12 protein-coding genes and 1 tRNA gene are annotated in these 12,544 nt (G+C 66.6%); 11 read left to right on the top strand and 2 right to left on the bottom strand.

From position 1 onward, the window contains the following. The first annotated feature begins 150 nt into the window (after positions 1–150). The 7 genes from glpR (at position 151) to A5696_RS10875 (ending at position 6,791) form a co-directional block, all read left to right on the top strand. A complete protein-coding gene (glpR, locus tag A5696_RS10905; protein WP_067877686.1) occupies positions 151–1,173 on the top strand; it encodes a gephyrin-like molybdotransferase receptor GlpR in 1,023 nt (340 codons plus the stop codon). A 50-nt stretch (positions 1,174–1,223) separates the two neighbouring features. Further along, positions 1,224–1,299, top strand: a tRNA-Ala gene (locus A5696_RS10900). Between the two features lie 83 nt (positions 1,300–1,382). Then, entirely contained in the window at positions 1,383–1,601 is a 219-nt protein-coding gene (locus A5696_RS10895; RefSeq protein WP_067877682.1) for a hypothetical protein, read from the top strand. A 723-nt stretch (positions 1,602–2,324) separates the two neighbouring features. After that, positions 2,325–3,446: a M20/M25/M40 family metallo-hydrolase gene (locus A5696_RS10890; protein WP_067877680.1), complete on the top strand. Its 1,122-nt coding sequence runs from the start codon at positions 2,325–2,327 to the stop codon at positions 3,444–3,446. 728 nt (positions 3,447–4,174) lie between these two features. Then, positions 4,175–5,005 carry a glycosyltransferase family 2 protein gene (locus A5696_RS10885; protein ID WP_082956576.1) on the top strand — a complete coding sequence of 277 codons (831 nt, stop codon included), beginning with the start codon at positions 4,175–4,177 and terminating at the stop codon, positions 5,003–5,005. Between the two features lie 26 nt (positions 5,006–5,031). Then, on the top strand, positions 5,032–6,138 hold the full coding sequence (locus A5696_RS10880; RefSeq protein ID WP_067877674.1) for an aminoglycoside phosphotransferase family protein: 1,107 nt from the start codon (positions 5,032–5,034) through the stop codon (positions 6,136–6,138). Positions 6,139–6,428: 290 nt separating this feature from the next. Beyond that, entirely contained in the window at positions 6,429–6,791 is a 363-nt protein-coding gene (locus A5696_RS10875; RefSeq protein WP_156738340.1) for a PAS domain S-box protein, read from the top strand. 147 nt (positions 6,792–6,938) lie between these two features. On the opposite strand, the gene A5696_RS10870 is transcribed toward A5696_RS10875, so the two are convergent. After that, complete coding sequence (locus A5696_RS10870) at positions 6,939–7,661, bottom strand: TetR/AcrR family transcriptional regulator (protein ID WP_067877670.1); 723 nt, start codon at positions 7,659–7,661, stop codon at positions 6,939–6,941. 501 nt (positions 7,662–8,162) lie between these two features. On the opposite strand from A5696_RS10870, the gene A5696_RS10865 reads away from it, so the two are divergent. After that, positions 8,163–8,528, top strand: coding sequence for a PAS domain-containing protein (locus A5696_RS10865; protein WP_067877667.1), 366 nt, complete (start codon positions 8,163–8,165; stop codon positions 8,526–8,528). A 75-nt stretch (positions 8,529–8,603) separates the two neighbouring features. Here the strand turns inward: A5696_RS10865 and A5696_RS10860 are convergent, their stop codons facing one another. Continuing rightward, positions 8,604–9,245 carry a TetR/AcrR family transcriptional regulator gene (locus A5696_RS10860; protein ID WP_067877664.1) on the bottom strand — a complete coding sequence of 214 codons (642 nt, stop codon included), beginning with the start codon at positions 9,243–9,245 and terminating at the stop codon, positions 8,604–8,606. Between the two features lie 524 nt (positions 9,246–9,769). Between A5696_RS10860 and A5696_RS10855 the strand changes: the two genes are divergently transcribed. From A5696_RS10855 to A5696_RS10845, 3 genes are all read left to right on the top strand, one after another. Then, positions 9,770–10,132 (top strand): PAS domain-containing protein, encoded by a 363-nt coding sequence (locus tag A5696_RS10855; protein WP_067877661.1) that lies wholly within the window; start codon positions 9,770–9,772, stop codon positions 10,130–10,132. A 563-nt stretch (positions 10,133–10,695) separates the two neighbouring features. Beyond that, positions 10,696–10,995, top strand: a complete 300-nt coding sequence (locus A5696_RS10850; RefSeq protein ID WP_067877658.1) for a PE family protein — start codon at positions 10,696–10,698, stop codon at positions 10,993–10,995. 18 nt (positions 10,996–11,013) lie between these two features. Further along, entirely contained in the window at positions 11,014–12,450 is a 1,437-nt protein-coding gene (locus A5696_RS10845) for a PPE family protein (protein WP_067877655.1), read from the top strand. Positions 12,451–12,544: the final 94 nt, after the last annotated feature.

Below are 12,544 nucleotides of genomic sequence, written 5' to 3'. Positions count from 1 at the left end.
GCCGCTTGCTGTGGCTAGCGCGACACGAGTGACGTTTGGTGCTTGTGAGCGGCAAATTACAGGTGTGTAATTGTGCTGGTCACCCTGCCCCGGCCGCACCGGCCACCGATGAGCCTCGCGGAGGGCAGGACCAGTTAGGAGCTAGTCATCATGCCAAGCATCCCGCAGTCGCTGTTGTGGATCTCGCTCGTGGTGCTGTGGCTGTTCGTGCTGGTGCCCATGCTCGTCAGCAAACGCGACGCCGTGCGGCGCACCAGCGACGTGGCGCTGGCGACCCGGGTGCTCAACGGCGCCGGTTCCCGGCTGCTCAAGCGGGGTGGGCCCGCGGCGGGCCACCGCAGCGACCCGCACTGGCAGCCCGAGGACGACGCGGCCGAGGTGGACCGGGACGACGCCGAGGACCCCGAGGAGGAAGGCGACACCACCGATCTGCGTCCGGCGCGACCCGTCGTGGTGAAGGTCGCGGCCGATGAGCCGGCCGAGCCCGACTACCTGGACGTCGACGTCGTCGAGGATGCCGGCGCGCTCCCGGCCGGGACCGGGGCCGAAAACGCCGAGCCGGCCGACGCGGACGAGGCCGCCGACGAGACCGAGCCCCAGCCCGTCGCCGCGCACGCCGGAACCGGCGACGAAGGTGACGAGTACGAATACGTCGAGGACTCTTCGGGTTTGGAGCCCGAGGCGGACCGCGAGGAGGACGACGATCCGCGGGCGTTCGTCGCGCCGGGCGCCTCCCGGCGTCGCCGGTTCGACCCGAAGGCCGCCGCCGCGGTCAGCGCTCGCAAGTACGCGTTTCGCAAGCGGGTGCTGATGGCGATGGCGGTCTTTTTGGTCGGCTCGGCCACGGCCGCATTCGAGGTATCGCCGACGGCGTGGTGGGTGTGCGGCAGCGCGACGGCGGTGACCGTGCTGTATCTGGCCTATCTGCGCAGGCAGACCCGGATCGAGGAGAAGATTCGTCGCCGCCGGATGCAGCGGATGGCACGCGCGCGCCTCGGCGTGGAGAACGCCTACGACCGCGAATACGACGTGGTGCCCTCCCGCCTGCGGCGCCCCGGCGCGGTGGTGCTCGAGATCGACGACGAGGACCCGATCTTCGAGCATCTGGACTACGCGACGCCGATGCGGAACTTCGGATGGCCCAGGGACCTGCCCCGCGCGGTCGGCGAGTAGCGCCGGCAGTTCGGCGGTTCGCCCGGGGGCTGGTAGCCTGCTAGCGATCAGGGGCTATGGCGCAGTTGGTAGCGCGACTCGTTCGCATCGAGTAGGTCAGGGGTTCGAATCCCCTTAGCTCCACCAAGATTGACCGGTGGTTTTGTCATTCAACGGGCGTCACGCGGCGGGTCCGGTCCGCAGCGGGTGCGCAGGGAGGGTTGAAGAGGATGGCTGTTGATCCGGACAGGATTCGCGAATGGCGTGAAACTGCCCAAAAGTATGGCGACCTGACCGTCGGTCTCGTCCAGGCGTTGCCGGAGGAACCGACTGAGCGCGATTACTCGAGGGTCGCGATGGTCGCGTCGATATCTTCGATGTACTACGCGACGGCGCTGGATGCCGATCACTTCGTTGACGCGCCGACCGACGGTGGAGCAAAAGCCTAGATCCGCCGGTTCAGGTCGTTGCCGCACGACTTCCGATCGGGCAGTCGCCGACCGAATCGCCACGGTTAAGTCGGCTGCCACGCTGTCCACGTCTTCATCGAACGGGTCGGCGTAGACGCGTCTGACGTCTTCGACGCCTCGGCGTGGCCCGGCATCCGCTGGACCGCGTCGACGTGCACCTGGGTGCTGGCCGTCGGGCTGGCCGCTGTTTGCCAAAGATCATGCGGTCTTGGGAGTTTGGCTGCACGCGCAGGTGCAACACCCGCTCAGCTCCACCAAAATATGGAGCCAGGTGTCGTCGTATTGTGCGGTGCCCAATCCCGCCTCAACGATCAGTTCCGCCCCCTCGCGTCCGCGCTCATCGCCGCCGGCGTTGTTCGAGCCACACACCGAACCACAAGAAGGCCGGCGGCGCGAGAATCGCCCACACCATCAGCATGACGACGACGATGTTGTGTGCTGTCACGGTTTCTCCGGCTGGCCGCCGCACGCAGGCGCGAGCTCTAGGTCGTTCACCGTGCTCCCCAATGCGTGGTCGCGGAGTCTCCGGGGCATCGCCAGTCTCCGCTGGCCCCGGCGTTTGCGCAACCAGTCGTTTGCAGGCGAGTCCGCTCGAACGGACCGACCGGTTGCAAGAGTCCCAGATACGGGTACTGATCCAGTCATCACCCATGAGGCCGAACTTGAGATCACGCGCGCCCGCCGCCGTGAGGAAAGGACTCGATGGCGCTCCGCGACACCGACGCGACCGACGCGCTGCTGAGAGAACTCCTGTGGACGTACGGCCCGTGCGGCCAGGAGAACGAGGTGCGCGCGGTGTGCGCGCGCGAGCTGCAACCCGTCGTCGACGACATGTGGACCGACGACGCCGGCAACCTGGTGGGCTACATCGGGGCGAACGGTCCGCCCGAGGACTCCGCCCACCGCCACCGATCGACCGCCGGGCCCGGCGACGCGACGCGGGTGATGGCGCACATGGACGAACTGTCCATGCTCGTCAAGCGGATCGAGCCCGACGGCTCGCTGCACCTGACGCAACTGGGGACGATGTACCCCGGGAACTTCGGGCTCGGGCCCGTCGCCGTGCTCGGCGATCACGAGACTTTCACCGCGGTGCTCACATTGGGCTCCGAGCACACCACGAAGGAGAGTCCGCGGATCTGGCAGACCAAACCGGATCAGGGCGACCAGGCTCTGGATTGGCACCACGTCTACGTCTTCACCGGCCGCACGGGCGACGAGCTCGCCACCGCGGGCGTGCACCCGGGCACGCGGGTGTGCGTCGAGCGCAGCAAGAGGTCACTGGTCGAGATCGGTGATTACGTCGGCTGTTACTTCCTGGACGACCGCGCCGCGGTGACCGCGCTCCTGAAAGCCGCGTGCCTGTTACGCGAGTGCGGACAACGGCCCGCCCACGACGTCTACGCCGTCTTCACCACCAACGAGGAGATCGGCGGGGTGGGCGGGTCTTACGCCAGCGCCACCCTGCCCGGCACCCTTACCCTCGCCCTCGAGGTAGGCCCCACCGAACGGGAGTACGGGACCACCGTCACCGGCGGTCCCATCGTCGGCTACAGCGACGCCATGTGCGCCTACGACAAGGACGTCGCGGACCGGCTGATGCAGATCGCCGACGACCACGGGTTTGAGCCGCAGGCGGCGGTCTTGGGCGCGTTCATGTCCGACGCCTCACATTCCAAGGCGAATGGGCTGACACCGCGGGCGGGCCTGCTGTGCCTGCCCACGCTGAGCACGCACGGCTATGAGGTCATGGCGCGGCGCGCCATCGATTCCGTCGCCGCGGTCGTCGTCGACTTCGTGGTCCAACCCGACGGCCAATCTTGACTCTGCAGTCACGGGACTCGTTTGCTCGCAACGGATTCGACGCCGTTTCGCCTAATTCCCCAGGTGGAGTTAGGAATTCCGACGTGAGCTCGAATCGGTGCACAGTCGCCGAGAAGCCCTTGGCGGCAACGGATTACCCGCGTGCGACGGTTCTACGTGGATGGACGAGCGCCAAGTTTCACCTCCGAAAAGGTGCCCTCGGCATCCGTTCGGCGGGGATTGCTCCCTCGCCACTCACCTGTCCCGTCCGGCTTGGTTACCCCGCGCACCCATCACGGATACGCCCTCCGGCTCGGCCTGCCCGGCACGCGTGCCGGGGGCAGCCGGGTGGCGAAGCGGCCGGCATGGCGCCCGAACCGACACGCGAAGCGTCGTGGCGGGAGCGTCGGTGTCGCGCCGGACTGGAGGACCGGTGCTGACGGCCGACCCTCCGCTTGGGAACAGCCACCGCCTTGACGCGCTGTGCCGGTCACCGTGGGCTATGTCAACCAGTAGTTGACGCGCTGGAGGGTAACGCCCGGCCGCCGACGGCTAGGCCTGCGGTCTCCTAATCAGCTGTGACGCGGGTTTGGGGCATGCTTCCAACGACATGGAATACCAATAGTTGCTGAATCCGTTGCAAGTCAGCCAGATAGTATGTAAGCTTCCCGCCAAGTGGATAGTCGGTATACACCTCAGGCGTGCTCCGGGGCGGGGCAATGCCTCCCCTACAGATTGGCAGTCGCGACATGACCAGCGTTTCCTCCTTAGAGTCGGTCCAGCATTCGCTCACTCGGCATCCCCGACCTCGCCCGAAAAGCGTCGTCCAGGATCCGACGGTCAGCCTGGTTATTCCGGTGCGGAACGAGGCGCGCAACATCGGCTGGGTGCTCGAGCAGATCACCGATGAGGCGACCGAAATCATCCTGGTTGACGGTGATTCGACCGACGTCACGATCGTCACCGCGCGTCGCTCCCGGCCCGACGTCCGGGTAGTGCCGCAACAGGGCAAAGGCAAAGGCAGCGCGTTGCGAACCGGCTTTCTGGCCGCCACCGGGGACATCGTCATCATGATGGATGCGGACGGCAGCATGTCGCCCAGCGAGATCCCCCACTACGTGCATTTCCTTGCCAACGGCTACGACTTCGTCAAAGGATCGCGATTCATCAGCGGCGGATCGTCTTTGGACATCACCTGGTTCCGGCAACTCGGCAACAGGTTCCTGCTCGCGGTGTTCAACTGGCTTTACCACGGGCACCTCACCGACCTCTGCTACGGATTCTGCGCGTTCGACCGTCGCTATCTTGACCACCTCCAGCTGTCAGCGACCGGCTTCGAAATCGAGGCCGAGATGACGGTGCGTGCGATGCAGGCAGGGCTGCGCATTGCCGAGGTTCCCAGCGTCGAGCTGCCCCGCCGCACGGGGGCGTCGAACCTGCATGCGATCCGCGACGGCATCCGCGTGCTGCGAACCGTACTGCGCCATCACCGCTCGGGCGTCTCCGGGCACCTGTACCAGGCGGTGCGGCAGGCGGCGGGGCGACCGGGAGTGGAAGCGTCAGCCGCAGTGACGGCATGACAAGCGCTGCTCGGTCATCCAACTGGATGATCGACGGCAACGATCTCCCGATCGGTCTGATCGACGTCGCACTGAGCATGCCGCCCGTCGAACTCGTCGGGGACACGGCCGTGGTGCTGCTGAGTCGCGAGCAGGGACCGCCAGCCGCGGTTTTGAAGGTGGGCCGCGGCCCGCTGCGAGCCGCGGAACTGCGCACGCAGCGCCGCGTGCTCGCCGAACTTGCCATCCACCAAGGGCTCGATGGGGGATGGCGCGAGCTGCTGCCGCGGATCCTGGCATTCGACGAGCGCGCCGATGCGACGGTGTGCGTGGAGTCCTATCGGCCGGGATCAGACCTGGCGGAGGTGCTGACGCGCTACCCGAACCGGGTCGAGGAGCTGACCACAGCGGCCCTGAGGGCCATCGCTCCGCTGCATCGGGGGACTGCCACTTTCGTCGCCATCGACAACATCTGCATGCTGAGGCGATGGCTGGTGCAGCCCCTTGCGGAGCTGACGGCCATGTGCCGGCGGCTAGATCCCCGTCGGGTTCCCGAGGTGGACCGGCTTGGAACGATGCTGCGCTCGGTGCTCGTCGACTGGCGCGTGCCGGTGAGCTGGACGCACGGCGACTACACCCCCGGCAACGTTCGGCTGGACGGCGTGCCGACCGCGGTCACCGGCATCGTGGACTGGGATGGGGCGCGTCCCGGCCAGCCGGCGCTCATCGACGAGTACCTGATGCTTCTGACGGCGAGCTGCCAGGTCGAGCGGGTCGATCTGGGCACGATCGTCTCCGACCGGCTGCGGGCAGGCGGTCTCTCGGACCGCGAGCGTCGTGCGTTGTTCGCCGCGCGCTGCCACCCCGACGTGGGTATCGGTGACCGCGAGCCGGTCGACAATCGCATCGGCGAGCGTGTCGCAATCCTGCTTACCTGGCTGCACCGTATTGCCGATCTGTGGCGCAAATGTGCCACGCAGCCAAACCAGCACGAATGGTGGGCAACCAACGTGGCTCCAGTGCTTGACACCGTCGCCAGCTGGCACGATTCCCAGGTTTCACGCGCGCGGAACGGGCGCACCACCACAGCGCAGGGGAAACCGGCGGCCACGCGGCGGCCGGCTCGGGATTCCGCCCGACCGCCGGGAAACTAGGCCGGTGGTGCAACCGTGGGAGACAAGCGACGACTTCTCGCAAGAACACGGCGCCGACCGTCTTCGACGGACCGGCCCGGGGGCGTTTCGAAAACCCCTTACAGAAGGGCCGCTCCCGTAGGGATTTTGCTTTTTTGATGCATTGATCTTGTCTCGTTGATACTGTGCCATCCATGTCGGACGCGCAGTTGGCTGGCGAGAACTCAGCCGGCAACCCCCGCCACGCCGCGGTCATGGCCGGCGATCGGCGAGTGGAGCGGCGGCGTAATTCGGGGTCCAACGACTCACCCATGGACGTGTTGGGCCGGTTGCCCGCGGTGGTGGTGTTGGAGCGGCTGCCGGTTCCTGCGCTGGCGATGGCGCGCGACGGGGTCATCTTGTTTGCCAATACGGCGTTCGCCGAGATGGTGGGATACGAGCAGGACAGGTTGGCGGGATCGGCGTTTCCGGAAATCTTCCTGACCGTGCCGACCGACGTCGCGGCGCTTTCCGGTGTCGATGCGATTGCGAACCTCGTGGTGGAGCTTCGGCATTGTGAGGGTTGGACGGTGCGGGCCCGGATGAGCAAGTCGGCGCTGCTGCGGCGTGACGATCCGGTTGTGCTGGTGACGTTCGACAATTTGACGGAGCGGCTCTGGGTTGACCACCACTAGTACGGTTGGTGGCTCTCGCGGGCAAGAAATTCCGGAAATCGGCTATTGATCTGTCGGTGGTGATTGCTGTCGGCGCTGCGGTTCGGCGCCTTGCACAGCGGTCGTGGCCGATCGTGTGGCTGTCGCGGGTGAGGCCCGGCAGTTGGCCTACGCGTCGGTGGGAGTCGCGGCGGAGGCGCCGGCAGTGGCGTGCATATCAACCGGGACTGCCTCAGCGAACACTTTTTTCACCGTCAGCGCATGGCGGCGGCGGATGAATTGGGTGAAGTAGTCGATCCGATCGGGATGAATGAAGCTGGGTAGCGCCAATGTCCAGACCTTTTGGAGATTGTCGAGGTAGTTCTCGGGTTGGTCCGGATTGCTGGTTCGCCGGACGCCCACCCACAGCGCCACCAGCATCTGGGCGATGTCGTCGGGGTCGTGGCGGTCGATCACGTCGCCCTCGGCGACCGCTCTCTCGATGAGGGTGGTGACGAAGTCCATCCTCGATCGCCACATCGCGGGGGGCAGCGGCGTTGTGTTGTCCAGGGTCTCGAGCAGTCGCACGCCGGCTCGCGCCACGTCCTGTTGGGTGTCTTGAACCGCAAGGCGGAAGACAAGGTCGATCAGTGTTTCGAGTCCCGACATCTCGCGGGCAAGCAACTCGCTGATCGTCGCCTGGCTCATTTCGGTGAGGTCGTCGATGATCGCCAGGGCCAGCGCCTGCTTGGAGGCGAAGTGAAAGTACATGGCCCCTTTGGTCAGGTCGGCCTCGGCCAGGATGTCCTCGAGGCTGACCATGCTGTAGGGGCGGCGGGCGAACTGGCGAGCCGCGGCGGCGATGAGCCGATGGCGTGTGGTGTCGGCCCGTCGTTCGGTGTCCTCGGTCATCGCCCGCCTGTCTTGTCCCGGTTGCCGCGCGGCGAGCCTTCACGCCAGGCAAGCTCACCGCCACGCCAATCCCTCCGATGATAGGGGGTGGCGGCCCGCCGGGTGTGCAGGTCCGTCTGATGACGCGCTGTGTCGGTCGCACCCTATCGTTCGTTCCGTCGAGCTGACATCCTTCGTTCACGTGCGCGCTATCGCTTTACCATTGGACTGCGAACCGGTTAAATGTGTGCACACTAAGTATGTATTCGCCCCGGGTAGTGCATCATCGGTTTGTCCGCGAGTTCCCGTCCGGTGCTGCGAGACCTAACCGCCTCCGCATCTGTTTGCTTCTAGGAGGAGCACATGTCGGTCGTCACTACACAACTGGAGATGGTGAAGCCTGTGGCGCGGACGGCCGATGGGCCGTCGCCTGCAGGGGGCTTTCCCGACGGGGTGCGCGTTGGCGCTGGTGGGTGCGGGCGGGTTGAGCGGCGGCGCAATGGGTCGCCGGGGGATTCACCGATGGACGTGTTGGGCCGGTTGCCCGCGGTGGTGGTGTTGGATCGGTTGCCGGTTCCTGCGCTGGCGATGGCGCGCGACGGGGCTATTTTGTTTGCCAATGCGGCGTTTGCCGAGATGGTGGGGTACGAGCACGACGGCCTGGCGGGGTCGGTGTTTCCGGAGATCTTCGATACGGTGCCGGCCGCGTTGTGCGGGCTTTCCGGTGTGGATGCGCTGGCGAATCTGGTCGTGGAGTTGCGCCATTGTGAGGGTTGGCCGGTGCGGGCCAGGATGAGCAGGTCGGCGCTGCTGCGGCGGGACGACCCGGTTGTGTTGGTCGCCTTCGAAAATCTGACCGAACAACTCTGGATGGGCGAGCAACAGTAAGTGTCGGGGTGCCCGGTCGGTCGGATCGGTGACCTGTGGCGGTGCGGGACTCGCGCGCGAGAAACCCCGGCCGCTTTACGCGAGTGCGCGGCGTCGCTGGATGAACTGGGTGAAGTAGTCGATCCGGTCGGGGCTGGTGAAGCTGGGTAGCACCAGTATCCAGACTTTTTCGAGGTTATCGAGGTAGTTCTCGGGTTGGTCCGGATTGCTGGTTCGCCGGACGCCCACCCACAGCGCCACCAGCATCTGGGCGATGTCCTCGGGATTGCGCTGTTCGATGACGTCGCCCTCCGTGATCGCTCTCTTGACGAGGGTGGTGACGAACTCGATCCACGACTGCCACATCGTGGGGGGCAGGGAGGCGGGGTTGTCCAACGTATCGAGCAGTCGGACGCCGGCTCGCGCCACCTCGTGGTGGGCGTCCTGAACGGCTCGGAGATACACCAGGTCGATCAGCGTTTCCAGTCCCGACATCTTGCGGGCAAGCAACTCGGCCACCGTCGCCTGGCTCATCTCGGTGAGGTCGTCGATGATCGCCAGGGCCAGCGCCTGTTTAGAGGCGAAGTGAAAGTACATGGCCCCTTTGGTCAGGTCGGCCTCGGCCAGGATGTCCTCGAGGCTGACCATGCTGTAGGGGCGGCTCGCGAACTGGTGTGCCGCGGCGGCGATGAGTCGATGACGTGTGGTGTCGGCTCGTCCTTCGCTGTCCTCAGTCATCGCCCGCCTGTCTTGTCGCGATTGCCGCGCAGCGAGCCGGCGCGGTGCGCCATGGCGGTTTCGACACCGAGTCAGTCCCTTCCATGCTGGGGTGGTGACTCGCTGGGTTGTGTGCTCGCCCGCCTGGGGCGGCGCCGTCCGTCGAAGTCGTCCGTAGTCGTCGTCTGGTCTGATCTGCAGCTAACTTCATGAGTTTAATTCATGATTGAGTCTGTTTAAAGACTGGCAGTGTGTCAGTTCCGCATCTATCATACCAAATGGTATGTATATTAGCCACCAAGGTGGATGGCCGGTATCTGCTGGCGATGCGCCTCCGTGCCGCGGTAATTCCCCGGCCGGATCGGCTTTGCTTCTAGGAGGAGCACATGTCGGTTGTGACCAGATCGCCGGAGTTGCATACGTCTGCGCCGACAAGGTCGAATGCGCCGTTGCCGACGGAGGGCCGACCCGACGGGGTGCGCGATGGCGCTGGTGGGTGCGGGCGGGTTGAGCGGCGGCGCAATGGGTCGCCGGGGGATTCACCGATGGACGTGTTGGGCCGGTTGCCCGCGGTGGTGGTGTTGGATCGGTTGCCGGTTCCTGCGCTGGCGATGGCGCGCGACGGGGTCATTTTGTTTGCCAATGCGGCGTTTGCCGAGATGGTGGGGTACGAGCACGACGGCCTGGCGGGGTCGGTGTTTCCGGAGATCTTCGATACGGTGCCGGCCGCGTTGTGCGGGCTTTCCGGTGTGGATGCGCTGGCGAATCTGGTCGTGGAGTTGCGCCATTGTGAGGGTTGGCCGGTGCGGGCCAGGATGAGCAGGTCGGCGCTGCTGCGGCGGGACGACCCGGTTGTGTTGGTCGCCTTCGAAAATCTGACCGAACAACTCTGGACGGACGAGCGATAACTGTCCCCGACGCTCAACCCCGTTCGGCGCAGCCGGCCCGGGCGCCTCGTCGTCCGACCCTAGGCGGCCGCCCGGTCGCAGATCGGCTGGTTGGGCCCCCGACGCCCGGCTTGCAGCCGGTGCGTCCAAGCCCTGATTTCCTTGCAACGCGCCGAACGGCGGCCTGAACGCGGCAGGTGGTGCCCTCGCGTGAACCGCGCCGGGTGTCGAAAGGCTTGGCCGGCGTGCACCACCAATGGCCGGGCCGGACGCGGCGACACGGTACCGGGTCGTGCCCAGATCGCTGTTGCTTGCGGCCCCTTGCCCGTGTCGAGGCGCGGCCGCCGAGCGGCCCTTCGCCGCGGCGCCGTGTCGGCAGTCTGTTCTACGGGCCTCGTCCCGGACTTCCGCATGCCTTATGCCCTAAAAGAGACCACAAGTCACCAGATCGGTTTACGATATGACAAAGAGTATGTATTATTGCCCTCAAGGTGCATAGTCAGTATACGCACCGGAGTGGCGCCCTGGACCGCGGTAGTCGCGGCCGCCTCTTAGGGGCCTGCTTCCGTTAGGAGGAGGAGAACATGTCGTTCGTGACCACCCTGCCGGCGATGCTGGCGTCGGCGGCCGGAGAGCTGCAAAGCATCGGCGCTGCAGTGGCCGCCGGGAATACGGCGGCAGCAGCCCCCACGACCGGTGTAGTCCCGGCTGCCGCCGACGAAGTGTCGGCACTGACGGCGGCGCAGTTCGCCGCGCACGGTGTCATGTACCAAGAAGTGAGCGCCCAGGCCACCGCGATTCACGAATTGTTCGTCAGCACCCTGGCGACCAGCGCGGGTTCCTACGCGGCCACCGAGGCTGCCAACGCAGCCGCGGTCCTCTGAGGTCGCAGGGGTTTCAGCATGGATTACGGGGCGTTACCGCCGGAGATCAACTCCGGTCGGATGTATGCCGGTCCAGGCGCGGGGTCGATGCTGGCCGCCGCAGGCGCCTGGAACGGGTTGGCCGCCGAATTGGAGTCCGCCGCATCGTCTTTCGGGTCGGTGGTCTTGGCGCTCACCAGTGGCCCCTGGGTGGGTCCGTCGGCGACGGCGATGGCGGCTGCAGCCGCACCCTACGTGGCGTGGATGGGCGCGACCGCCCAGCAGGCTGAGCTGGCGGCCAGCCAGGCACTCGCCGCGGCGGCCGCCTACGCGGCAGCGTTTGCGATGACGGTGCCGCCGCCGGAGATCGCGGCCAACCGCGCACTGCTGATGATGTTGGTCGCGACGAACTTTTTCGGTCAGAACACGCCGGCGATCGCGGCCACGGAGGCCCAATATGCCGAAATGTGGGCCCAGGACGCCGTGGCGATGTACGGCTACGCCGCGAATTCGGCGGCAGCCACCGCACAAGTGGTGCCCTTCACCGCGGCGCCGGACACCACCAACCTCGGTGGGTTGGCCGCCCAGGGGGCCGCGAGCGCCCAGGCCGTCGGTTCTTCGACGGGCACCGGGGTGCAGTCCGTCCTGTCCCAGCTGATTTCCAGCCTCTCCGGGGCGCTACAGAGCCTCACCTCGCCCCTCGCGTCGACATCGGGAGTTTCGGGCATCCTGGGTGATCTCTTGGGCGGGTCATCCGCGTCGTCCTCGACCGGGGGGTTCCTGGGCGGGCTTTCGTCGTCCGGTTTCTCGCTCGGAGGCATCGCGTCAAGCTACGCCACCGTCCCGGCGTGGTTTGGCATGTTCGTGGCGGAAGGCGCACTCGGACCCCTCATGGGTACGCCGATAAGTAATGCACTGTCCGGCGCCGCCGGCCCCGCCGCGGCGGGCGCAGCCGACGCTGCGGCGGCGGCCGCCGACAGCGCGGCCGCGGCAGCACAGGGTGCGTTGGGCTCCGGTGTCGGCGACATTGCAGGCCTGGGCGGCCTGGCCGGCCTGGGGCAAGCGGCTGAGGTCGGGGGGCTGTCGGTGCCGGCGAGCTGGGGCTGGGCCACGGCGGGTCTGCCGGCGGCGTTGGGATCGGTTCCGCTGGGGATGCCGGCCGCCGCGGCTGTGCCGTTGGATGTCGGCGCCGGGCTGGGTTTCCCATTCATGTTCCCAGGGCTACCGCGGGAGGCCGTAGCGGCCGGCGCCGGCGCGGTCGCGGGCGCTGCTGCGGCGAAATACGGGTCGCGCCTCAGGGTGGTGGCGCGCCCGCCGGCCGCCGGATACCCCGCCGCCGACCCGGCAGTTGCCGCGTCAAAACCGAAATATCCGCCGATACCCGCCGGATTTCCGACAAACGGAAGCACGCCGCCCGGATACCAGGCGGCCGTCATCTACGTGCCGACCAACGGGCACGCGCCGGCCGACGCGTGACACGCAGGGGACGCGTCAATGTACCGGATGTCTATCGGCCTTGCGCGACAAGCGGATTGAAAACTCTCGAGATGTGTAGCTACGAGTGCGATCG

Source organism: Mycobacterium sp. E2699 (assembly GCF_001666745.1).
Classification (GTDB): domain Bacteria; phylum Actinomycetota; class Actinomycetes; order Mycobacteriales; family Mycobacteriaceae; genus Mycobacterium.
This window is presented reverse-complemented; position numbering and strand designations above follow the sequence as displayed.